Genomic DNA, 23,191 nt, shown 5'->3' with positions numbered 1-23,191 from the left:
GGGATATCACAGAACGTGACGATTCCTGCATTCATCCACCACACAAGCCACGTTCCAGCCTCTTGGAGTACAATGCGCGCCACCGTGATTTCGCTCAACAAAGGTGCGTCATGCAGCCCTTCGCTATTGCTCCGTCGATTCTGTCCGCCGATTTCGCCCGTCTGGGCCAGGAAGTCGACAATGTCCTGGCCGCTGGCGCCGACATCGTTCACTTCGACGTCATGGACAATCATTACGTGCCCAACCTGACCATCGGTCCGATGGTCTGTTCGGCGCTGCGCAAGTACGGCATCACCGCGCCCATCGATGTGCACCTGATGGTCAGCCCGGTCGATCGCATCATCGGCGACTTCGTCGAAGCTGGCGCGACCTACATCACCTTTCACCCGGAAGCGACCCAGCACATCGACCGCTCCCTGCAACTGATCCGCGAGGGCGGTTGCAAGTCGGGCCTGGTGTTCAACCCGGCGACCCCGCTGAACCTGCTCGAATACGTCATGGACAAGGTCGACATGATCCTGCTCATGAGCGTCAACCCGGGCTTCGGCGGGCAGAAATTCATCCCCGGCACGCTGAACAAGCTGCGTGAAGCCCGCGCGCTGATCGATGCGTCCGGCCGTGACATCCGCCTGGAAATCGACGGCGGGGTCAACGTCAACAACATCCGCGAAATCGCCGCCGCTGGCGCCGATACCTTCGTGGCAGGTTCAGCTATCTTCAATGCGCCCGACTACAAAGAGGTCATTGATAAAATGCGTGCAGAACTGGCGTTGTCCCGCTGATGAGCGGCTTCGAGCAGCTGTTTCCGGGTCGTCTGCCGAAACTCATCATGTTCGATCTGGATGGCACGCTGATCGACTCGGTGCCGGATCTGGCTGCTGCCGTGGACAAGACGCTGATCGAACTGGGGCGCGAACCCGCCGGTATCGAGCGGGTGCGCAACTGGATCGGCAACGGCGTGCGGGTGCTGGTGCGCCGCGCGCTGGCCAACGACATGGATCACTCCTCGGTCGATGAAGCTTCGACCGAACAAGCGCTGGCCATCTTCATGGAAGCCTACAGCGACAATCACTCGCTGACAGTGGTCTACCCCGGCGTGCGTGAAACCCTGAAATGGCTGCAGAAGCAGGGCGTGGAAATGGCCCTGATCACCAACAAGCCGGAGCGCTTCGTCGCGCCGCTGCTGGATGAGATGAAACTGGGCCGGTTCTTCCGCTGGATCGTCGGCGGTGACACGCTGCCCCAGCAGAAGCCCGACCCGGCTGCGCTGTTTTTCGTGATGAAAATGGCCGGTGCGCCAGGCTCGCAATCGCTGTTCGTGGGTGATTCGCGCAATGACGTGCTCGCCGCCAAAGCTGCTGGCGTGGCCTGTGTCGCGTTGAGTTACGGCTACAACCACGGCCGCCCGATCGCCGAGGAATCGCCTGCGCTGGTGATCGACGATTTGCGCAAACTGATTCCGGGTTGCTTAGATCTTGGGGCTGAGATAACGTTGCCCGACGTTCAATCTCCCTCCTTTAGAGAATCCATCGTGGTGGTCACCCGCAAACTCTGGATGAAAGTCATCAAGGCCCTGGCCCGCTGGCGTTGGCGCGCCTGACTTGACTCTGGCCGCTTGCGCGGCGCGTTTGCACACCTGACCGTTTTACCTCAGACCACGAGGCTGCTCATCATGACCCGCGAAGAATTCCTGCGTTTGGCCGCTGAAGGCTACAACCGCATTCCGCTTGCCTACGAAACCCTGGCCGACTTCGACACGCCGCTGTCGATCTACCTCAAGCTGGCCGACCAGCCGAACTCCTACCTGCTGGAGTCGGTGCAAGGCGGCGAGAAGTGGGGGCGTTACTCGATCATCGGCCTGCCATGCCGCACCGTGATGCGGGTACATGGGCACACCATCAGCGTGACCCAGGACGGCACCGAGATCGAACGCCTGGAAGCCGAAGATCCGCTGGATTTCGTGGAAACCTTCAAGGCGCGCTACAACGTCCCGACCATTCCTGGCCTGCCGCGCTTCAATGGCGGGCTGGTGGGTTACTTCGGCTATGACTGCGTGCGTTATGTGGAGCCGCGTCTGGGTGCATGCCCGAACCCGGACCCGCTGGGCGTGCCGGACATCCTGCTGATGGTCTCCGACGCGGTCGTTGTCTTCGACAACCTGGCGGGCAAGATGCACGCCATCGTGCTGGTCGATCCTGCGCAGCCCGAAGCCTACGAAAGTGGCCTGGCGCGTCTGGAACAACTGATGGAGAAGCTGCGCCAGCCGATCACTCCGCGTCGCGGCCTGGACCTGACCCGTCCGCAAGCGGCTGACCCGGTATTCCGTTCCAGCTTCACCCAGGGCGACTACGAGAAAGCCGTCGACACCATCAAGGAATACATCCTGGCGGGCGACTGCATGCAGGTGGTGCCGTCGCAGCGCATGTCCATCGACTTCAAGGCTGCGCCCATCGACCTGTATCGCGCGCTGCGTTGCTTCAACCCGACGCCGTACATGTACTTCTTCAACTTCGGCGACTTCCACGTCGTTGGCAGCTCGCCGGAAGTGCTGGTGCGCGTCGAGGACAACCTGATCACCGTGCGCCCGATTGCCGGCACCCGCCCGCGTGGCGCGACCGAAGAAGCGGATCACGCGCTGGAAGTCGATCTGCTGTCCGACGACAAGGAAATCGCCGAGCACCTGATGCTGATCGACCTGGGGCGCAACGATACTGGCCGCGTCTCGGAAATCGGTTCAGTGAAGCTGACCGAGAAAATGGTCATCGAGCGTTATTCCAATGTGATGCACATCGTTTCCAACGTCACTGGCCAACTGAAAAGCGGGCTGACGGCAATGGACGCGCTGCGGGCGATCCTGCCGGCGGGCACTCTGTCGGGCGCGCCGAAGATTCGTGCGATGGAAATCATCGACGAGCTGGAGCCGGTCAAACGTGGCGTCTACGGCGGGGCGGTGGGCTACCTGGCGTGGAACGGCAACATGGACACCGCCATTGCCATTCGTACGGCGGTCATCAAGAACGGCGAACTGCACGTTCAGGCCGGCGGCGGCATCGTTGCCGACTCGGTGCCGGCCCTGGAGTGGGAAGAAACCCTGAACAAACGCCGCGCAATGTTCCGCGCGGTGGCGCTGGCGGAACAAGAGCCCCAAGCCTGACCCCATCCCTTCTGTAGGAGCGCGCTTGCTCTGGGCCGCATCCGGACGACTGCGGTGTGTCAGCCATGCATGTGGTGCAGGCAGGCCGCCATCGCGGGCAAGCGCTCCTACAAGATCATCGCCGGACTGTAGGAGCGCGCTTGCCCGCGACCGCTGTGTCAGCCTTCAGGATTAAAAATCCAGACTCACAGCCAGATTCACCCCTTGCTGCGTCACATCATCATTCTTGCGCCAGTTGTAACCGGCCCTCAACGTCAGGTCCGGGGCCAGTTTCTGGCTCACCCCCACACTCGCCCGATTCAGGCTGCGCTGCGGTTCATACCCCTCAAGATTGAAATCCACCCCCGGCACGCTGTTCAGGGCGATGGTCACGTCCTGCTGATTGGTGTCGAACTCGCGCTCATGGGCCACCTCGCCGAACACCTGGGTCTGCGGCGTGATATCGAATTTGCCCTGCAACCCCGCACCCAGACGCTTTGACCGGCGGGTCTGGTCGTCGTAGTTCAGCGCGGTGGATCGGGTGCTGTTTTCCGAATAGCCATCGACCTCGACGCGGGAATAGTCAGCACTGATGAAAGGCGAGACATGCCAGCGGCTGCTCTGCTGCGCGAGGTCATAACCCAACCGTCCGCTGAGCGCCCAGAGGTTGCCATCGGTGTCGCCTTTTTCCGCACCTTCACTCACGCCCAGGGCGAATTTGCGCTTGAGATCGTCGTAGTCCAGTTTCCCGCCTGAGGCGGCCAGGTCAGCCCACCAATGATTCGCCTGAAACTGCACGAAAGCGGTGGCGATGTAACTGTTGAGTTTGTAGTCCGAATCCCGGGGACCGGCCTCCAGCGTCTGCCGATAGGCGCCCGCCACCAGACCGGCGCGCCAGTCTTCGGCGAAGCGTTAGCTGCCACCGACCGTCAGGTTGTAGCCATGTCCGTCGCCGCTTGCGGAATTGCTTTGCGCGTCGAAGTCCAGCTTCTGACCGCCACCGGCGACAATGGCTCGCCATTCACCGACCTGTTGCCAGTTGCCCCAGTCAGCCAGCCACTGGCTGCGCAATTCATCCTGCTGCGCGCGCAAGGTGCCGTTGGCCATTTCCGGAAGCAGGGTGATTTCCCACGGCGCCGAGAGAATCGAGTAACCGTAATCGGCGATCAGACGCTGGCCCGCAACGGTGGGATGCACGCCATCGTTGAACAGCAGTCTGGTCGGGTCGGGCGTGAGGCCATTGATCCCATAGACGCTGTTCGCCGTGCAGCTGTCGCCGCTGAAACAGGTGCCCACCAGATTCTGATCAGCCGCCAGACCATAACGCGCCGGCTCCTGAAGCACCTCGCGAACCAGGCCGGGCACGTTGAGTGGGATGACCTCTGCGTTGATCTGCCCCAGACGGCTGACCAGTTGCTGGTTGAACACTCCGCTGAGCAGCGTCGATGGCACTTGCAACGGTGTGCCGAACACCGCGGGGGTCTGGCCAATGTCAGGCAGCAGCCAGACCATGATGTAACGCGCCCCTGCCTGTGACAGCACTTGCGCGCTATCGGCAAGGTTGTTGGCGGCGCTTGCCGCCTGGCCAGGGCTGAGCACGCGGCCTTGCAGGAAGTCATTGCCACCACCGGTAAGGTAGTAAAGGGCGTTCGGATCGGCGCGGAAGTTGTTTTCCACCAGATACCCTGGCCTGCTGCGGAAAACCGTGGTCACGCCGGTCGTGGTGTCGGTGTTGGCCACCTGGGATTGTGTGGTGATCGCGGCGAGGATCTGGTCCGTCCGGTCGCCGCCGACCGCCCAGTTGTTGCCGTCGGCCAGGCCTTGGGCGGCGCGCACCGGAGAGGTCGAGGCTTGCAGGTCGCCGGGTGCGACCCCCAGCAAACCGCCCAGCAATGTCGAGGAGTTGAGGGCGAAGACCTCGCCACTGCCATTCTGAAAGGTCGGGCCTACGCGGTTGGTGAAGCGCAGTGTGGCGCCGGGTGGTCCGCCTGCATCGGGAAACTGCCCGGCGTCGGCCAGGCTGTCGCCGAACACGATCATCGTCGAATAGGGGGAGGAGGCGGCCATTGCCGAGGAGCAAGCGAGTGACAGCAGGCAGGCCGCAAATGGCCAGTGCCGGGTGGCTTTGAACATTGAGAAGTCCCTTCTTGTTTTTTAGTGCTGAACGAGAAGGTAGCAGTTACGACACATAGCGCCATGTCATGTATCACCCGGCGGGCGCTATGTCACAGACTGGACAAGATCAATGAGGTAAAGGCTAATGGCTATCACAGATTGCACTTTCCGGATGTTAACCCGGGCGCTCGTCCATCAGCGCCGCAGGCCGTCGCTCGCTCTGTCAAAGCACAGCGGTGGTATTTCTGTGCTTGATCGCTTCGAGCAACTTCAGTGTCAGGGAGTTGTAGTCGCGGTCGAAGTGATGCTTGCCCGGTAGTTGCATAACCTCACCCACGATTGTGGTGTCGGTGCAGCCGCTTTTCTTCTTTTCTTTCACGCCATACACGCACAACACCTTGCTGGCCGGGAGTTTGGCCATTTCGGATCCTGTTTCGATGCCATTGTTATTGTCTTTGATCCAGCCATCCAGGTGAATTTCAAAACTGCCTTTTCGGGCGAAGGCTAATAACAGAATGCTGCTGACGGCGTTCTTGTCTTTTTCCTGCAGACGATTATAAATCGCGGGCAATACATCGGCGCCAAATGAATAACCGGCCAATACGAAATGTTTGATACCCCAGCGCTGCCGATAGTTATCCATCAGGGCAGTAAGATCGGCCGCACTTTCTTCGGGAGAACGATACTTCCAGTAATAACGCAACGTATCTACACCGATGACGGGATAACCTGCACCGCCCATGATCTCGGATATTTCCTTGTCCAGATCACGCCAGCCGCCATCGCCCGAGTAGAACACCGTCAGGGTGTCAGAAGCCGGCGTGGGGGCGATTTCAGTCACCTGCATCTCAGAGGACGAATGCGCCAGCGGCAGCATCCGATCGCTAACCATGATGCTGCTGGTAGGTTCCTGCCGCTGGATATTTGACATTGCAGGCGTCGGCGGCAAACACAGGTGGAGCCGCTCTTTGTATACAGGGCGTTGATGCAGGCTGTAAGCGGCAGAAGTTGCAGCGATCAACACGAAGGCGAACGCCGCCAGGTATTTTTTACGGGACATGGTTTTTATTGACTCTTTATTTGCCGGCCATGATCAAAGCGGCCGGAAATATATCCGATAAGTCCCTGCGCGTCTTCACCCGGTTGTTGATTTTCACCGGGGTGAAAGTTAGCAACCTAATCAAGTGCCCTCTGGCGCAAACAGATAAAAAGAGTGCCCACCAGAACGGTGGACACTGTAGTTCCCAGAACGGGAATCAAGAGGAAGCGAAACGGCGATATATGTTGTGGTCTGTGTCTGAGTTCGGGTTCAGCGCCTTCCTTCAGCGCTCGGGGTCGGCTGCTTTGCAGCGGAGCTTGAGGCTCCCATGCAGTGGTAGATCCCGGCCAGCACTCCCAGCCCGATGCCAAAGGTGACGACGCCCTGCCAGCCGAAACGGGCCATGAGCCAGCCGCTGATGACCGTGCCCAGCGCGCCGACGAAAAAGGTGCCGGTCATGTACAGGCTGTTGATGCGCCCCTGGGCCTTTGGGTCCACGGCGAAAGCGCGAGTCTGGTTGGAGACAAGCCCCGCCTGCACGCCGATATCCAGCACGATGACCCCGAGCACCAGGAAGATCAGCGAAGACTCGGCCCCTGCGAGCAGCAGATACGACAGGGTCACGATGCCGATGCTGGCAGCAATCACTGCCCGGGTTCCGAAGCGATCAGACGCGCGCCCTGCGGCCGATGCGGCGAGGGCGCCGGCGGCACCGATGATCCCGAAGCCCCCGGCCCAGGCACTGCCCAGATGCAGCGGGCCTTCACTCAGCAGCGCGGCAAGGTTGACCCAGAACGCGTTGAAGCACGCCCACAGCAGCGCCTGAACCACCATCGAATCGCGAATCGGCTTGTTGTCGCGCATCAGCGGCCACAGCGAAGCCAGCAATTTGCCGTAGGACAGTTGAGTGGTCGGTACGCCACGAGGCAGCAACGAGGCGGCAACGATGAACACCGGCACCATGAACGCCGCTTCGACGACGTACACCGCGCGCCAGCCATAGACTTCCCCGATCAGGCCGGACAGTGTGCGGCCCAGCAGGATGCCGACCATGATGCCGCTGACCACCGTGCCTACCGAACGCCCGCGCTCGCTGGGTCGTGACATGACGGCGGCGAACGGCACCAGTTGCTGCGGAACGCAGGCGACCACGCCCAGGCCGAAGGACGCCGCTATCAGTGTCCAGACGCTTGGCGATGCGGCGGCGGCCAGTGCGAAGACGATGGCGACGATGATTTGCCCCAGCACCAGGGTGCGCCTGTCGAAGCGATCCCCCAGGGGCAGCAGCATCGCCAGCCCAAAGGCGAAGCCGAGCAACGCGGCGCCCGCGACGATGTCGACGGTGGTCTGGTCGATCTGAAGGCTGGCAGCGATCAACGGCAGGATCGGCTGCACGCAGTAAAGGTTGGTGATCACGGCGCCCGCGATGATCGCCATCATGACGATCTTGCCGCGGGACGCGGTGGCGGGGGCACTGTCAGGTGCGCTGTGGGGTGTAGTGGGCAGGCTGCTCATCGCATCCTCCTTCAGGCTGGCTGGCGCCCGGCATGTGCAGCCCAATGCTGCGTACCGGTCATTGAGATCAACCCTACGCAGTCGCATTTATAAAGAGAATTCCCTAAGATCGGGAATCATCCTTCCAGAATTTGAGAGAGTCGCGATGAATCGCCTGGACGCCATGTCCATCTTCGTCACGGTTGCCCAGGCGGGAAGCCTCTCGGCTGCCGCGCGCCGGTTGGGCATGCCGCTGGCGACGGTCAGCCGCAAGGTCGCGGAGCTGGAATCGCACCTCAACACGCGCCTGTTGCATCGGACCACCCGCCAGCTTTCATTGACAGAGGCCGGGGCCTCCTACATGGCGGCCTGCCAGCGGATTCTTGAGGACATCGGCGAGGCCGAGCGCGCCGCGACCGGCGAATACGCCGCGCCCAAGGGCGAACTGGTGGTCACCGCCCCCGTGGTGTTCGGACGCTTGCACGTGGTGCCGGTGGTGGCAGAATTTCTCGCGCAGTACCCGCAGATCAGCGTGAGCCTGATGCTCACTGATCGTGTGGTGCACCTGATGGAAGAGCACGGCGATATCGCGGTGCGGATTGGTGAGTTGCCAGACAGCTCGCTGATGGCCACGCAAGTGGGCAAGGTGCGCCGAGTGGTGTGTGCAAGCCCTGAGTACCTTGCGCAACGGGGCATGCCGGCCACGCCGGAGGATCTGGCCGGGCACGACTGCATTACCTTTGAAGTGCTGGAATCCAAACGCGCCTGGGTGTTCGGCGGCGGAAAGTCAGAGCGCTCGGTGGCTGTTCATTCACGGCTGACGGTCAATACCGCAGAAGCCGCCATCGATGCCGCCGTACTGGGCGTGGGGCTGATTCGCGTGCTGTCTTACCAGGTTGCGCAAGCGGTGAGTGATGAAAAGCTGAATATCGTCCTTGAGCCATTCGAGTCCGCACCCTTGCCCGTCAGCCTGGTGCACAAGGGGCAAACGCCGCTGCCGCTCAAGTTGCGGGCCTTCCTGGATTTTGTCGCGCCCCGCTTGCGGGAGCGAACTTCGCGCCTGCTGCCAGCGCCGCTGGACGCTGATCCGCGCAATCCTCGCCGTTCTGAGTAGATCAAGTGAGGTTTTTCTATCGTAGAATGCGGTTGCTTCGCCAGGTTCGGTACGCTAATGTCCCGGAACGTATAGATGAGACCCTCCCGTGACAATTGTCAGCAAACTCTTGATGCGCGTTATCAAGGCCCACGCCCGCTGGCGTTGGCGCGCCTGACTCTTTCCCCTTGCCGGCCTGCCCGGCGCTGCAACACCCTGCCTCAGACACGAAGTTCATGCCGCCCGTCCTGCGTAGCGCAGTGGCCACAAATGCGGGTGCGACTTTCGAGAGGTTGATTAAGGTCAGTGATTTCAAGAGGTTAAGCACACCATGCTGCTGATGATCGATAACTACGACTCCTTTACCTATAACGTCGTGCAGTACCTGGGCGAACTGGGCGCCGACGTTAAAGTGATCCGCAACGACGAAATGACCGTTGCCGAAATCGAAGCTTTGAACCCCGAGCGCATCGTGGTCTCGCCGGGCCCGTGCACGCCGAACGAGGCGGGCGTCTCCATTGACGTCATCAAGCACTTCGCAGGCAAGCTGCCGGTGCTCGGTGTGTGCCTGGGCCACCAGTCCATCGGCCAGGCCTTTGGCGGCGATGTGGTGCGCGCGCGCCAGGTCATGCACGGCAAGACCAGCGATCTGATCCACGAAGACCAAGGCGTCTTCGAAGGCCTGAAACACCCGCTGACCGTAACCCGTTACCACTCTTTGGTCGTCAAGCGTGAAACCTTGCCAGACTGTCTGGAAGTGACCGCCTGGACCCAGCTCGAAGACGGCTCCGTCGATGAGATCATGGGCCTGCGCCACAAGACATTGAACGTCGAAGGGGTGCAGTTCCACCCTGAGTCGATTCTCTCCGAGCAGGGGCACGAGCTGTTCGCCAACTTCCTCAAGCAGACCGGCGGCACTCGTCAGGGTTAAGGACACTTCGATATGGCAATGGATATCAAAACGGCGCTGGCCCGGGTTGTGAATCAACTGGACCTGACCACCGACGAAATGCGCGACATCATGCGCGAAATCATGACCGGACAATGCACTCAGGCGCAGATCGGCGCATTCCTGATGGGCATGCGCATGAAGAGCGAGACCATCGACGAAATCGTCGGTGCGGTGTCGGTCATGCGCGAGCTGGCCGATCAGGTCCAGCTTCAATCTCTGGAGCGCGTCGTCGACATCGTCGGCACGGGCGGTGACGGGGCAAACATCTTCAACGTGTCGACCGCCGCATCCTTCGTGATCGCCGCCGCCGGCTGCACGGTGGCCAAGCACGGTAACCGCGCAGTGTCGGGCAAGAGCGGCAGCGCCGATCTGCTGGAAGCCGCCGGGGTCTACCTGAACCTGACGCCAGTCCAGGTGGCGCGCTGCATCGACAGCGTCGGTATCGGTTTCATGTTCGCCCAGACTCATCACGGCGCGATGAAACACGCCGCCGGCCCACGCAAGGAGCTGGGACTGCGCACCCTGTTCAACATGCTCGGCCCGCTGACCAACCCGGCTGGGGTCAAGCATCAGGTGGTCGGTGTGTTCAATCAGGCGCTGTGCCGCCCGCTGGCCGAAGTGCTGTTGCGTCTGGGCAGCAAACACGTGCTGGTGGTGCATTCCCAGGACGGCCTGGACGAATTCAGCCTGGCCGCGCCGACTTTTGTCGCTGAACTAAAGAACGGCGAAGTCACCGAATACTGGGTGCAACCCGAAGACCTGGGCATGAAGAGCCAGAGCCTGTTTGGCCTGGTGGTGGACAGCCCGGCGCAGTCGCTTGAACTGATTCGTGATGCCCTGGGCCGCCGCAAGACCGAAAACGGTCAGAAAGCCGCCGAAATGATCGTGCTCAACGCCGGCGCCGCGCTCTATGCCGCCGATCTTGCGTCATCGTTGAAAGAAGGTGTGGAGCTGGCCCACGATGCGCTGCATACGGGCCTGGCGCGTGAAAAGCTCGAGGAGCTGGGCGCCTTCACCGCAGTATTCAAACAGGAGAATGAAGGATGAGTGTGCCGACGGTTCTGGAAAAGATTCTTGCCCGCAAGGCCGAGGAAGTCGCGGCGCGTCGTGCCAGCGTCAGCCTGTCGGAGCTGGAAACGCTGGTCAGCACCGCCGATGCGCCGCGCGGCTTCGCCCAGGCATTGATCGAGCAAGCCAAGCGTAAGCAGCCTGCGGTCATCGCCGAAATCAAGAAGGCTTCGCCGAGCAAGGGCGTGATTCGCGAGAACTTCCAGCCTGCCGAAATTGCCAAGAGCTACGAGGCGGGCGGTGCGACCTGCCTGTCGGTGCTGACCGACATCGACTTTTTCCAGGGCGCCGACGCGTACCTGAAAGAGGCCCGTGGCGCCTGTGCGCTGCCGGTCATCCGCAAGGATTTCATGATCGACCCGTATCAGGTGGTCGAAGCTCGCGCGCTGGGTGCCGACTGCATCCTGCTGATCGTCTCGGCGCTGGACGACGTGAAGATGGCCGAGCTGGCATCGGTCGCCAAAGGCGTTGGCCTGGACATTCTGGTTGAAGTGCACGATGGCGATGAGCTGGAGCGGGCGCTCAAGACCCTCGATACCCCGCTGGTCGGCATCAACAACCGCAACCTGCACACCTTCGACGTGAGCCTTGAAACCACGCTGGACCTGCTGCCGCGCATCCCCCGTGATCGCCTGGTCATCACCGAGAGCGGGATTCTCAACCGCGCCGACGTCGAGTTGATGGAAATCAACGAGGTGTATTCCTTCCTGGTGGGCGAAGCCTTCATGCGCGCTGAAAAACCGGGCGTGGAACTGCAGCGCCTGTTCTTCCCGGAAAAAGGCGCAGCGATCAAGGGCAGCACGCTGGATTGATCCAGCCCTCGTAGCAGCACGGCTTGCCGGCGGGGGCGGTGTATCTGTGACGAATATGCTGTCTGGCACACCGCTCCCGCCGGCAAGCCGTGCTGCTACGTGAATCTATTGGGGAGTTGGACATGAGCACACAAGTCATCGACATCTGCGTTGAAGCCGGCCTTGCGGCCGAGCAGGACTTGCTGGCTTCTGTCTGTGCCGGGGATGCAGATTACGGCGTGCTGTTCTGGCGCCCCAACGATCACGCGCTGGTGATGCCGCGCAGGCTCAGTCGCCTGCCAGGCTTCAGCGAAGCCAGCGAAACCCTGTCCGATATCGGTTGGCCGGTACTGCTGCGTGAAAGCGGTGGCGAGCCGGTTCCCCAGTCCCCTGCCACCGTGAATGTCGCGCTGGTCTACGTCCAGCCTAAATCCGACCCTGATCGCGACCGCATCGAGAACGCCTACATGCGCCTGTGTCAGCCCATGCTCGATGTGTTGGGCGAGCTGGGTGGCGCGGCGTCTCTGGGGGAGGTTCCCGGCGCGTTCTGCGATGGGCGCTTCAACGTCAATCTTGATGGTCGCAAGATGGTCGGGACCGCCCAGCGCTGGCGCCAGAGCCAGGGCGGACAGCGGCCGGTGGTGCTGGCCCACGGTGCGATGCTGCTGGATAACGAACGTGTGGAGATGGTCGACGCCGTCAACCGCTTCAACCAGATGTGCGAGCTGGAACAGCGTTGCAACGCCGACAGCCACATCGCCCTTCACGAATTGTTCGCCGCGCCGGATTTCCTGAACCGCCTGGCCGAGCGCTACGCCCAGGTGTTCGCTCAGCTGTAACGGAATTCAGCGGGTGCCGAAGACCACCATGGTCTTGCCGCGCACGTGAACCAGCTTCTGCTCTTCCAGCGACTTGAGCACGCGCCCAACCATTTCCCGTGAGCAGCCCACAATCCGCCCGATTTCCTGGCGGGTGATCTTGATCTGCATGCCATCGGGGTGAGTCATCGCGTCCGGCTGCTTGCACAGGTCCAGCAGGCTGCGCGCCACCCGGCCCGTGACATCGAGAAACGCCAGGTCACCGACCTTGCGCGTGGTGTTGCGCAGACGCTCGGCCATCTGGCCGCCCATTGCGTACATCAGTTCAGGATCGTGCTGGCTCAGCTCGCGGAATTTTGCATAGCTGATTTCGGCGACTTCGCACTCGGTCTTGGCGCGGACCCAGGCGCTGCGCGGCGAGCCGGTGCTCTGGGGATGGAACAGACCCAGTTCGCCGAAGAAGTCGCCCGCATTGAGGTACGCGACGATCATCTCGCGGCCGTCGCTGTCCTCGATCAGGATCGTCACCGAGCCCTTGATAATCAGGTACAGAGACTCGGATTCCTCGCCGGCGCAAATGATGTTGCTCTTGGCCGGGCAACGTCTGCGCTGGGCGTAGGGAAGGAGCTTGTCGACCAGTTTGGCTTTGTTCGGAGGGGTCATGACAACCATGGTTGTATCCCGTAAAAAACTGCGCCCTGAGGCATTCTTATAGGTATCGGCAGTATTTCCGATTTATCGCCCCGAGTGAGGGGCAAATCGCCATTTTTCCGAAATTTCCTACTTTTGTGTCGCTAATCGGCATCTCCCGACGCACTCAGTGACATCTCTGCCCTGTGCTAAGCTGGCCGCCTTTTTTCAAGCATTCTTATTTCAAGTACGGAGTCCTGGGGATGAAAGCGCGTATTCAGTGGGCGGGTGAGGCCATGTTCCTCGGCGAGTCGGGCAGCGGCCATGTGGTCGTGATGGACGGCCCGCCCGAGAGCGGCGGTCGCAACCTGGGCGTGCGCCCAATGGAAATGGTGCTGATCGGCCTGGGCGGTTGCAGCAACTTCGACGTGGTCAGCATCCTGAAGAAAGCCCGCCAGCCGGTCGAGAGCTGCGAAGCCTTCCTGGAAGCCGAGCGCGCCACTGAAGACCCGAAGGTGTTCACCAAGATCCACCTGCATTTCGTGGTCAAGGGCCGAGGCCTGAAGGAAACCCAGGTCAAGCGCGCCATCGAACTGTCCGCCGAGAAGTACTGCTCGGCGTCGATCATGCTGGGTAACGCGGGCGTGGAAATCACCCACGACTACGAAATCATCGAGCTGGGTTGATACACCAAGTCGGTATTGATGTTCTCCCGTAGCAGCACGGCTTGCCGGCGGGGCGGTGTATCTGCGACGAATGTGCCGTCTGACACACCGCTCCCGCCGGCAAGCCGTGCTGCTACGGGGGACTATCAGATACGGTAGGTGCTTTTGGTCATCACCTTGGCCAGCATGCTCATGCCGAACTTCACCGGTGCCGGGAAGCGGAAACCGCCAGCCTGGATGGCGCCTTCGGCATGTTGCTCTTCGTCGGTGCGCATCTGCTCAAGAATCGCGCGGGACTTTTCGTCCTCCACCGGCAGTTGCTCCAGATGCTCGTTCAGGTGCTTGCAGACCTGATCTTCAGTCGCCGCCACAAAACCCAGGCTTACCTTGTCGCTGATCAGCCCGGCGACAGCGCCGATCCCGAACGACATGCCATAGAACAGCGGGTTGAGCACACTGGTGTGGCTGCCCAGTTGGCGGATGCGCTGCTCGCACCACACCAGGTGGTCGATCTCTTCTTCGGCGGCATGTTCCATCGCCTTGCGCACATGAGGCAGCTTGGCGGTCAGTGCTTGGCCCTGATACAGCGCCTGGGCACAGACTTCGCCGGTATGGTTGATGCGCATGAGGCCCGCGACGTGCCGGGTGTCGGTTTCGCTCAGCTTGGTGTCGGGCTGGACGATGGCGGGCGAGGGGCGATGGGAATGCGCGCTGGCAGGCAGCAGCGTCTTCATCGCAGCGTCGGCCTGCAACAGAAAACGATCGATGGGGGAGTAGTGACGTTCGGTAGCCATGGGCACCTCCGGATAAATCCACGGCGGCCAGTCTACCTCAATCATTGTGACGAGGCTTGTGCTGCGTCAACCCGCCCAGGCGCGCAATAGACGCCCGGCGGATCGGTAAAACCGGTGTAGGGCCCGACTCAGCCCGGCGGCCAGGTCATCTGGCGCTTGCCCAGCACGTGCATGTGAATGTGATAGACGGTCTGCCCGCCTTTCTCGTTGGTGTTCATCACAACGCGAAAGCCGTCCTCGCAACCCTGCTCCTTGGCCAGGCGCTGGGCGGTGAAGAGGATGTGACCCAGCAGGCCCTTGTCTTCTTCGGTCACGTCGTTGAGCGTGGCGATCGGTTTCTTCGGGATGACCAGAAAGTGGATCGGCGCCTGCGGGGCGATGTCGTGAAACGCCAGCACTTGATCGTCTTCATAGATGATCTTTGCCGGGATTTCCCGGTTGATGATCTTGGTGAACAGAGTAGTCACAGCCTTGTTTCTCCGTTTCAGGGGCAGTGGGGCGAGTGTACTGAGCGCGCGCGAACACGCCCAGCCGTTTCTTGCAACGCGGGGTATCAGGCCGAAGTGCGCGACTTGAGCATCGAGCCCCAGATCTTGCGCGTCATCCAGCGCCCGGCCAGACGTGGCATCCGGATCATGAGGCGATTACGCAGGCCCGGCACGATGATCGCGCGATTCTTGTCCAGGGCACGCACGGTATACAGCGCGATCTCTTCGGCGCTCATGGTCTTGTCGCTGGTGAACTTGTCGGCATTCAACTGAGCGGTGCGGAAGAACGACGTGCGCGTGGGGCCCGGGCACAGCACCGAGATTCTCACGCCGGTTTTCTTCAGTTCCTCGCGAAGGCCTTCGGAAAAGTGCAGCACATAGGCTTTGCTGGCGGCGTAGGTGCTCATCCACGGGCCCGGCTGGAACCCCATGATCGACGCAACGTTGAGGATCTGGCCGCCGCCTTGCACCGCCATCAGGTTGCCCACCGTGTGGCACAGGCGCGTCAGGGCCAGCACGTTGAGGTCCAGCAGGTCCTGTTCCTGTGCCCACTCCTGGGCCAGAAACGGGCCGCTGTTGCCGATGCCTGCGCAATTGACCAGCAGATCGATCTGGCGCTCGCCCTCTTCCAGTTCCAGCAGAAAGCCCGAGAGCCGCAGGGGTTCGCCCAGATCGCAGGCGCGAAACAGCACCTCGACGCCGAAGCGCTGAGTGAACTCGATGGCAATGCCCTCCAGCATGTCCCTATGGCGAGAAACCAGAATCAGATTGCGGCCACGGCGAGCCAGCGCTTCGGCCATCGCAAGGCCGATACCGCTGGATGCTCCGGTGACCAGGGCGTAACGGGTCATGCAGGTCTCCCATGAGGTGTTGCAAGTGGTGAGACAGCGTCCTTGCTGCCAGTCAGTTATTGATCTTCTTCGTTGTCGGAAGAGTCGCCTGCTTCTGCAGGGTCTACCGGCACGGTTGGTTGTGCAGCGTCATCATCGTCGTAGGGCAGAGTCTGTTCGTATTCGTCCGTCGTGGCTTCTACCTTGCTTTTGACCTTCTGCAGGCCGCCGGTCAGGCCTGCCACGAATATCAGGGCCAGGAACAACAGCCACAGAGTGGCGAGGAGTTTTACAGCGCCGGTGTTCTTCGGTGGCGGGGCGCCGTAGCGGTTGGGGCCTGCATTGCCGGGTACGACACACATCAGGATCGGAAAGAAGCTGCCAACGAAGGGGACCAGATTGAGCAAGAGCAGCCAGGCCGACCAGCCGGCATCATGCAGACGCTGTGCGCCCATCATGATGCTCACGACGATGAAGGCCAGCACCAGTACCGCACCCAGCAAGCCGCCGGCGACCAGCGACAGGCTCAGCACGCCGAAACACAGGGCTGCCGCCAGCATGGCGACGAAGGTCAGGACCATGGTCCACGCCAGATAGCGCAGCCGGCCGATGCGCCCCTGCACGGTGAACACCTTCAACTCACCCTCTGCCGGCCAGTTCTGGGTGACCGCTGCCCGGGGTGGGGCGTAAGGCGACGGGGCTGGCTCGAACGCCGGTCTGGCCGGGGCAGGCTCCTCGATTTCCTCGAGCGTCCACGACACCGGTTGTTCGGACTCGATGCGTGCCTCCACGCCTGCGTCGTTCAGCGCCTTGAGATAACGCTGGGCGTCATCCCGGGTCAGGCCCTTCTTGACGGTGACAGGTTTGCCGGTGAACAACCGGTCGATGCCCGACACATCGCTTTTGAACAACTGCGCCAGGTTCAGGCGCGCAGTTTCAAGGTCCACACCCGTTCGCAACTGCCCTTCGAATACGATCTTGAACTGCTCGGCCATGCACGGCTTCCTTGTCTTGGGTTGAATGCATCACTGACAAACGTGGGATCAGAACGGTTTGACCACGACCAGAATGACGATGGCCAACAGGATCAGAACCGGGACTTCATTGAACCAGCGATAGAACACGTGGCTGCGGCCCTGCTCGCCACGGGCGAAACGTTTGACCTGCGCGCCGCACATATGGTGGTAGCCGATCAGCAACACCACCAGGGTCAGCTTGGCGTGCATCCAGCCTTGCTGCAGGAATCCCGGGGTCAGTGTAATCAGCCAGATGCCGAACACCAGTGTGGCGATCATCGCCGGCCCCATGATTGCGCGGTAGAGCTTTCGCTCCATCGTGCAGAAGCGCTCGCGGCTGACGTCATCGGTGCTCATGGCGTGATAGACGAAAAGGCGAGGGAGGTAAAAAAGGCCAGCGAACCAGCATACGATTGAAACAATGTGCAGTGCTTTTATCCACAGATAGAGCATTTTGGTTTTTTTCCAGGATCACGGTGGCGCAAATAGTAGTGGCTGGCAGGCCCGTACGTCACGTTCACGGTTGTCCCCAAGGCCCTGGCCTCCTATTATCAGCGGCTTTCCAGTGGTTTCGTTGAGGGCAGGTTATGGTCAAGGTCGGTATCGTCGGTGGCACGGGTTACACCGGCGTCGAATTGCTGCGTCTTCTGGCACAGCATCCGCAAGCGCAAGTGGTGGCGATCACCTCGCGCTCCGAAGCAGGTCTGCCAGTGGCCGACATGTATCCGAACCTGCGCGGCCATTACGACGGTCTGGCTTTCAGCGTACCGGATGTGAAAGTCCTGGGCGCGTGCGACGTGGTGTTTTTTGCCACTCCCCACGGCGTTGCACACGCGCTGGCGGGCGAACTGCTGGCAGCGGGCACCAAGGTCATCGACCTGTCGGCTGACTTCCGTCTGCAGGATGCCGATGAATGGGCCAAGTGGTACAACCAGCCACACGGCGCACCTGAGTTGCTGGGCGAGGCTGTCTACGGACTGCCGGAAGTCAACCGCGATCAGATCAAGGGCGCGCGCCTGATCGCGGTACCGGGCTGCTACCCGACTGCCACTCAACTGGGCTTCCTGCCATTGCTGGAGGCGGGGCTGGCGGATCCGACCCGCCTGATCGCCGACTGCAAGTCCGGCATCAGCGGCGCCGGTCGTGGTGCCAGCGTGGGTTCGCTGTATGCCGAAACCAGCGAGAGCTTCAAGGCCTATGCCGTCAAAGGTCACCGTCACCTGCCGGAAATCAGCCAGGGCCTGCGTCGTGCAGCCGGTGGCGATATCGGCCTGACGTTCGTACCACACCTGACGCCGATGATTCGCGGTATTCATGCCACCCTGTATTCGACTGTCGTCGACAAGTCGGTGGACCTGCAGGCGCTGTTCGAAAAACGCTACGCCAACGAGCCGTTCGTCGATGTGATGCCTGCCGGCAGCCATCCGGAAACCCGCAGCGTGCGCGGCGCCAACGTCTGCCGCATCGCGGTGCATCGTCCACAGGGCGGTGATCTGGTCGTGGTGCTGTCGGTCATCGACAACCTGGTCAAAGGCGCATCGGGCCAGGCGGTCCAGAACATGAACATCATGTTCGAGCTGGACGAACGCATGGGCCTGTCCCACGCCGGCATGCTGCCATAAAAGCAGCTTTAAGCTTCAAGCTCCAAGCCTCAAGCGAGAAGCCGATCGCGTGCTTTTCACTTGCAGCTTGTCGCTTGCGGCTTGAGGCTTGCGTCAGAATAGTTGACCAATTTTCTGGGAGAAGCGGATAATGCGCCCATTACGCATTATGACGGCTTAACGCCGGGAGATATTGAGCATGAGCGTCGAATCCTTCACTCCGGTGGCTCTGGAATTCACCCAGGGTGCAGCGCACAAGGTGAAAACCCTGGTCGACGAAGAGGGCAATGATCGCCTCAAGTTGCGTGTATTCGTAACGGGCGGTGGCTGTTCGGGCTTCCAGTATGGCTTCACTTTTGATGAAGACGTTGCAGACGATGACACCATCGTCGAGCGCGAGGGCGTAAGCCTGGTGGTCGATCCAATGAGCTTCCAGTACCTGGCTGGCGCAGAAGTAGACTATCAGGAGGGGCTGGAAGGCTCCCGCTTCGTGATCAAGAACCCTAACGCCGCAACCACCTGCGGCTGCGGTTCCTCGTTCTCGATCTGATTCACAGGCTGTAGAACGCAAAACGCCGTGCAGATGCACGGCGTTTTCGTTTGCGGGCAATCGTTACGCCGGGTAGATGGCGCCCAGTACTCGCAAGCCTTTGGCCCCGGTGACGCTCGGGCGGTTGGCCGGCACGCTTTCCAGTGCGCAATGGGCCAGCCAGGCAAAGGCCATGGCCTCGACCCAGTCCGGGTCCACACCGAAATCGGCAGTGCTGGACACCTTGGTGTTGGGCAGCAACGCCGCCAGCCGAGCCATCAGCGCCTTGTTATGGGCGCCGCCGCCGCACACCAGCAGTTCCTTGGTCTGGGCCTGGGCCGACTGCAAGGACTCGGTAATGCTCAAGGCTGTCACTTCCAGCAGCGTCGCCTGAACATCTTCGGGTTTCAGGGTCGGCAACTGGAACATGTGGTGCTGAACCCAGCCCAGGTTGAAGACTTCACGCCCGGTGCTTTTCGGCCCCTTGGTCTGGAAGAACTGGTCGCTGAGCATGGACTTGAGCAGGTCCGGGTTGACCGTGCCACTCTCGCCCCAGGCGCCGTCCTTGTCATAGCTCAGGCCGCGCTGGGCCTGGATCCAGGCATCGAGCAGCACGTTGCCGGGACCGGAATCGAAACCGGAAACCGGCTTGTCGATCTCGATCAGGCTCAGGTTGCTGAAGCCGCCGACGTTCAGCACTGCGCGATAGTCCTTGTTGTCATCGAACAGCGCTTCGTGGAACGCCGGCACCAGCGGGGCACCCTGGCCACCGGCGGCGATGTCACGCTTGCGGAAGTCGCTGACGACGGTAATGCCGGTCAGTTCGGCAAGCAGGGCAGGGTTGCCGATCTGCAGGGTGAAGCCGCGGGCGGGTTCATGGCGAACCGTCTGGCCGTGGCTGCCGATGGCGCGAATCTCGCCTGCGGACACGTTCTGCTTGTCCAGCAGCGCGAGTACGCCCTGGGCCGCAAGTCGTACCCATTTCTGCTCGGCGATGCCGACCCGGGCGATCTCGTCCGGACCGCTGGCGCACAGGCCCAGCAGCTCGGCGCGCAGGTCATCAGGCATAGGGATGTAGTGGGTGGCGACCAGGCGTGGCCGCTCATCCTGTTCAATCAGCGCGAAGTCGAGTCCATCCAGACTGCTTCCGGACATTACACCTACATATAAAGTCATGAGTCAGCGCTTACTCGAGGCCAGCATGGTGGCCTTTTCCTGGTCCATGCGAGCCATCAGAGGTTGGCTCTCCTGCATGAACCGCTGTTTTTCGGACTTGGCGATCGGGTCTGCCATCGGCAGCTTCTGACCCAGCGGGTCTACGTGAACGCCATTAACCTGGAACTCGTAATGCACATGCGGGCCTGTCGAAAGGCCGGTCGTACCAATATAGCCGATGACTTGGCCTTGCTTGACGCTGGAGCCATTCTGAATGCCTTTGGCAAAGCCCTGCATATGACCGTAGAGCGTACGGTAAGTCTCGCCGTGCTGGATGATGACGGTGTTGCCGTAGCCGCCACGACGGCCGGCCAGGATCACCTTGCCGTCACCGGTGGCCTTGATCGGCGTGCCGCGCGGCGCTGCGTAGTCGATGCCCTTGTGGGCGCGGATCTTGTTCAGGATCGGGTGTTTGCGGCCCATGGAGAACATCGAGCTGATGCGGGCGAATTCAACCGGGGTGCGGATGAATGCCTTGCGCATGCTGTTGCCGTCGGCGGTGTAGTAGTTGGTGTTGCCCTGCTTGTTGGTGTAACGCACGGCGGTGTAGGTCTTGCCACGGTTGGTGAACCGCGCGGACAGGATGTTGCCGGTGCCGACGGTCTTGCCGTTGACCACTTTCTGCTCATAGATCACGTCGAATTCGTCACCCTTGCGGATGTCCTGGGCGAAGTCGACGTCGTAGCCAAAGATGTTGGCCATGTCCATGGTCATGCTGTGGCTCAGGCCTGCGCGCTGACCCGATTGCGACAGCGAGTTGCTGATGATGCCGTGCACGTAGGCGGTGCGAACGTTGGGCTTGCTGACGTCACGGGTAAACAGATAGCCCTTTTCGGTCCTGGAAAGGCTGATGGATTCCAGGTCGTTGAGCTTGCTGTGCAGCTGTTTCAGGTTGCCGTCGGGAGTCAGTTCGAATTGCAGCACCTGGCCGTTCTTCAGCTGGCTGAACTGCTTGGCCTGTTTGTCGCTGGCGATGACTTCATGCACAGCGGCGGGCGGCAGGCCGACCTTCTCGAACAGGGTAGAGAGGGTGTCACCCTTGGAGACCACGATTTCCCTGTGGTTCGGGCTTTTGGCTGCGGCGACGGCCTCGGCGGCAGGCTTGGCCGGAGCAGGCGCAGGGGCCGGGGCCGGGGCCTGGGCGGTGTCTTCAGGCTCGTCGGTGCTGTCGTCGATCTGTGCGAACGGAGAAGATGTGGTGTCTTCTGTGGCTTTCGCCTGGTCTTGAGCGTCTTGTTGTTGCTTGAGCTGATCGGATGGCGTGTCCAGCTCGAGCGCGATGTTGGTTTTCTTGGCTTCGACATCGCTCGATGGAAAAACCAGAAGCGCCAGGCTCAGCAGGGCCGCGATACCGCTTGCAGCTAGCAGATGGCTCTTCGGATAAAGCGGGGGCGCTTTAGGCGGAGTGTCGTTCATAAGTAATTTTGACTTTGAAAAAAGATGAAATGGAAAAGATGAATGACATGATGAAGATGAAATAACTGTATAAAATATAACCAAATCCTGCTTGAGGCAAGTCCGCGTGCGGATCGTTCCCTGATTCGTCGCCTTGCTGTGGGCAGACTTTGTATTTGGGCGGTGATCTTGTATCGTTGTTTCCCTTTGGAATAAGGCTTACGGGGCGATTTATGAAGTCGGTTGAAGAGCAGTTGGCGCTGATCAAGCGTGGCGCGGACGAACTCCTGGTGGAGTCCGAACTGGTCGCCAAACTCAAGCGTGGTCAGCCACTGCGCATCAAGGCCGGTTTCGACCCTACGGCTCCTGATCTGCACCTGGGCCACACGGTGCTTATTAATAAGCTGCGCCAGTTCCAGGAGCTGGGGCATCAGGTCATCTTCTTGATCGGTGACTTCACCGGCATGATCGGCGATCCGAGCGGCAAGAGCGCCACGCGCCCGCCGCTGACCCGTGAGCAGGTGCTCGACTACGCAGAAACCTACAAGGCTCAGGTCTTCAAGATCCTGGACCCGGCGAAAACCGAGGTGGCGTTCAACTCCACCTGGATGGACCAGATGAGTCCTGCGGATTTCATTCGCCTGTCTTCCCAGTACACCGTCGCTCGTATGCTCGAGCGCGATGACTTCGACAAGCGCTACAAGTCGAACCAGTCGATCGCCATCCATGAATTCCTCTATCCGCTGGTGCAGGGCTACGACTCTGTCGCATTGCGCGCGGATGTCGAGCTGGGCGGCACGGACCAGAAGTTCAACCTGCTGATGGGGCGCGAGCTTCAGCGTGCGTACGGTCAGGAAGCGCAGTGCGTTTTGACCATGCCGCTGCTCGAAGGTCTGGATGGCGTGAAGAAGATGTCCAAGTCCCTGGGCAACTACGTTGGTATCCAGGAAGCACCAGGCATCATGTACAGCAAGCTGGTCTCGATTCCGGATGCGTTGATGTGGCGTTACTTCGAGCTGCTGAGCTTCCGCTCCATGGAAGAGATCGAAGGCTTCAAGGCCGATTGCGAAGCTGGTGCGAACCCGCGTGACATCAAGATCAAGCTGGCCGAGGAAATCGTTGCACGTTTCCATGGTGAAGAGGCTGCGGCTTCGGCGCACCGTTCTGCGGGCAACCGTATGAAGGATGGTGAGCTGCCCGAGGATCTGCCGGAGATTTCCGTGTCTGCTGCTGAAGACATGCCGATCGCTGCCGTCCTTAATAAGGCAGGCCTGGTGAAGAACTCGGCGATCGCTCGCGATCTGCTGGCGTCCGGTGGCGTACGTATAGATGGTGAAGTGGTTGATCGCGGCTTTGTCTTCAAGGTCGGCGCTACCCATGTATGCCAGGCCGGCAAGAAGGCATTCGGGCGCGTAACGCTGGTTTCTGAATGATTTTGAAATAAGTGCTTGACGCGTCTCGGGAGATCTCTATAATTCGCCCCACTTCCGGCGCAGTCGGAACGGAAAACTCGTTGAATATCAAC

Annotated in this window: 21 protein-coding genes and 2 pseudogenes; 12 read left to right on the top strand and 11 right to left on the bottom strand. The window is 60.9% G+C overall.

The window, feature by feature from the left end; all coding sequences use genetic code 11:
- Positions 1-110 precede the first annotated feature (110 nt).
- The 3 genes from rpe to trpE all read left to right on the top strand — a co-directional run bounded on the left by rpe (position 111) and on the right by trpE (position 3,154).
- Positions 111-782 carry a ribulose-phosphate 3-epimerase gene (gene rpe, locus NPS29_RS26900; protein WP_274136455.1) on the top strand — a complete coding sequence of 224 codons (672 nt, stop codon included), beginning with the start codon at positions 111-113 and terminating at the stop codon, positions 780-782.
- Entirely contained in the window at positions 782-1,600 is an 819-nt protein-coding gene (locus tag NPS29_RS26895; RefSeq protein WP_274136454.1) for a phosphoglycolate phosphatase, read from the top strand. Before rpe ends, NPS29_RS26895 begins: the two co-directional genes overlap by 1 nt.
- A gap of 72 nt (positions 1,601-1,672) precedes the next feature.
- Positions 1,673-3,154 (top strand): anthranilate synthase component I, encoded by a 1,482-nt coding sequence (gene trpE / locus NPS29_RS26890; RefSeq protein WP_274136453.1) that lies wholly within the window; start codon positions 1,673-1,675, stop codon positions 3,152-3,154.
- A 171-nt stretch (positions 3,155-3,325) separates the two neighbouring features.
- Here the strand turns inward: trpE and estP are convergent.
- From estP to NPS29_RS26875, 3 genes and pseudogenes are all read right to left on the bottom strand, one after another.
- Positions 3,326-5,266, bottom strand: a pseudogene (gene estP / locus NPS29_RS26885) (esterase EstP).
- A 205-nt stretch (positions 5,267-5,471) separates the two neighbouring features.
- Positions 5,472-6,083: pseudogene (locus NPS29_RS26880) on the bottom strand (virulence factor family protein); the annotation flags it as partial.
- A 474-nt stretch (positions 6,084-6,557) separates the two neighbouring features.
- A complete protein-coding gene (locus tag NPS29_RS26875; protein WP_274136452.1) occupies positions 6,558-7,802 on the bottom strand; it encodes an MFS transporter in 1,245 nt (414 codons plus the stop codon).
- 145 nt (positions 7,803-7,947) lie between these two features.
- Between NPS29_RS26875 and NPS29_RS26870 the strand changes: the two genes are divergently transcribed.
- From NPS29_RS26870 to NPS29_RS26850, 5 genes are all read left to right on the top strand, one after another.
- The gene (locus tag NPS29_RS26870; protein WP_274136451.1) at positions 7,948-8,895 is read left to right on the top strand and encodes a LysR family transcriptional regulator; all 948 of its coding nucleotides are present in this window, start codon (positions 7,948-7,950) and stop codon (positions 8,893-8,895) included.
- Between the two features lie 310 nt (positions 8,896-9,205).
- Positions 9,206-9,805, top strand: a complete 600-nt coding sequence (locus NPS29_RS26865; RefSeq protein WP_274136449.1) for an aminodeoxychorismate/anthranilate synthase component II — start codon at positions 9,206-9,208, stop codon at positions 9,803-9,805.
- An 18-nt stretch (positions 9,806-9,823) separates the two neighbouring features.
- The gene (gene trpD / locus NPS29_RS26860; protein WP_274136456.1) at positions 9,824-10,873 is read left to right on the top strand and encodes an anthranilate phosphoribosyltransferase; all 1,050 of its coding nucleotides are present in this window, start codon (positions 9,824-9,826) and stop codon (positions 10,871-10,873) included.
- Positions 10,870-11,706: an indole-3-glycerol phosphate synthase TrpC gene (gene trpC / locus NPS29_RS26855; protein ID WP_274136447.1), complete on the top strand. Its 837-nt coding sequence runs from the start codon at positions 10,870-10,872 to the stop codon at positions 11,704-11,706. The genes trpD and trpC overlap by 4 nt, the downstream gene beginning before the upstream one ends.
- Before the next feature lie 122 nt (positions 11,707-11,828).
- Positions 11,829-12,524 carry a lipoate--protein ligase family protein gene (locus NPS29_RS26850; protein ID WP_274136446.1) on the top strand — a complete coding sequence of 232 codons (696 nt, stop codon included), beginning with the start codon at positions 11,829-11,831 and terminating at the stop codon, positions 12,522-12,524.
- Positions 12,525-12,530: 6 nt separating this feature from the next.
- Here the strand turns inward: NPS29_RS26850 and crp are convergent, their stop codons facing one another.
- Entirely contained in the window at positions 12,531-13,175 is a 645-nt protein-coding gene (gene crp / locus NPS29_RS26845; RefSeq protein WP_274136444.1) for a cAMP-activated global transcriptional regulator CRP, read from the bottom strand.
- Positions 13,176-13,396: 221 nt separating this feature from the next.
- On the opposite strand from crp, the gene NPS29_RS26840 reads away from it, so the two are divergent.
- Positions 13,397-13,819 (top strand): OsmC family protein, encoded by a 423-nt coding sequence (locus NPS29_RS26840; protein WP_062385162.1) that lies wholly within the window; start codon positions 13,397-13,399, stop codon positions 13,817-13,819.
- Positions 13,820-13,944: 125 nt separating this feature from the next.
- Here the strand turns inward: NPS29_RS26840 and coq7 are convergent, their stop codons facing one another.
- From coq7 to hemJ, 5 genes are all read right to left on the bottom strand, one after another.
- Positions 13,945-14,592, bottom strand: coding sequence for a 2-polyprenyl-3-methyl-6-methoxy-1,4-benzoquinone monooxygenase (coq7, locus tag NPS29_RS26835; protein WP_274136443.1), 648 nt, complete (start codon positions 14,590-14,592; stop codon positions 13,945-13,947).
- A 128-nt stretch (positions 14,593-14,720) separates the two neighbouring features.
- Positions 14,721-15,059: a histidine triad nucleotide-binding protein gene (locus NPS29_RS26830; protein WP_274136442.1), complete on the bottom strand. Its 339-nt coding sequence runs from the start codon at positions 15,057-15,059 to the stop codon at positions 14,721-14,723.
- 86 nt (positions 15,060-15,145) lie between these two features.
- A complete protein-coding gene (locus NPS29_RS26825; protein WP_274136441.1) occupies positions 15,146-15,931 on the bottom strand; it encodes an SDR family NAD(P)-dependent oxidoreductase in 786 nt (261 codons plus the stop codon).
- A gap of 56 nt (positions 15,932-15,987) precedes the next feature.
- A complete protein-coding gene (locus NPS29_RS26820) occupies positions 15,988-16,905 on the bottom strand; it encodes a DUF805 domain-containing protein (RefSeq protein WP_274136440.1) in 918 nt (305 codons plus the stop codon).
- A gap of 48 nt (positions 16,906-16,953) precedes the next feature.
- Positions 16,954-17,379 (bottom strand): protoporphyrinogen oxidase HemJ, encoded by a 426-nt coding sequence (hemJ, locus tag NPS29_RS26815; protein ID WP_274136439.1) that lies wholly within the window; start codon positions 17,377-17,379, stop codon positions 16,954-16,956.
- Between the two features lie 134 nt (positions 17,380-17,513).
- On the opposite strand from hemJ, the gene argC reads away from it, so the two are divergent.
- A complete protein-coding gene (argC, locus tag NPS29_RS26810) occupies positions 17,514-18,548 on the top strand; it encodes an N-acetyl-gamma-glutamyl-phosphate reductase (RefSeq protein WP_274136438.1) in 1,035 nt (344 codons plus the stop codon).
- A 178-nt stretch (positions 18,549-18,726) separates the two neighbouring features.
- A complete protein-coding gene (erpA, locus tag NPS29_RS26805) occupies positions 18,727-19,077 on the top strand; it encodes an iron-sulfur cluster insertion protein ErpA (protein ID WP_274136436.1) in 351 nt (116 codons plus the stop codon).
- 63 nt (positions 19,078-19,140) lie between these two features.
- Here the strand turns inward: erpA and NPS29_RS26800 are convergent, their stop codons facing one another.
- Together NPS29_RS26800 and NPS29_RS26795 are read right to left on the bottom strand one after the other, a co-directional pair.
- Positions 19,141-20,232, bottom strand: coding sequence for an anhydro-N-acetylmuramic acid kinase (locus NPS29_RS26800; RefSeq protein WP_274136435.1), 1,092 nt, complete (start codon positions 20,230-20,232; stop codon positions 19,141-19,143).
- 3 nt (positions 20,233-20,235) lie between these two features.
- On the bottom strand, positions 20,236-21,687 hold the full coding sequence (locus NPS29_RS26795) for a peptidoglycan DD-metalloendopeptidase family protein (RefSeq protein WP_274136434.1): 1,452 nt from the start codon (positions 21,685-21,687) through the stop codon (positions 20,236-20,238).
- A 212-nt stretch (positions 21,688-21,899) separates the two neighbouring features.
- On the opposite strand from NPS29_RS26795, the gene tyrS reads away from it, so the two are divergent.
- Complete coding sequence (gene tyrS, locus NPS29_RS26790) at positions 21,900-23,099, top strand: tyrosine--tRNA ligase (RefSeq protein WP_274136432.1); 1,200 nt, start codon at positions 21,900-21,902, stop codon at positions 23,097-23,099.
- The last annotated feature ends 92 nt before the right edge of the window (positions 23,100-23,191 follow it).

It is taken from the genome of Pseudomonas putida (assembly GCF_028682175.1).
GTDB classification, from domain to species: Bacteria; Pseudomonadota; Gammaproteobacteria; order Pseudomonadales; family Pseudomonadaceae; genus Aquipseudomonas; species Aquipseudomonas putida_AD.
Note: the sequence above shows the minus strand (reverse complement) of the source record. Positions and strands in the feature narration are given on the sequence as shown.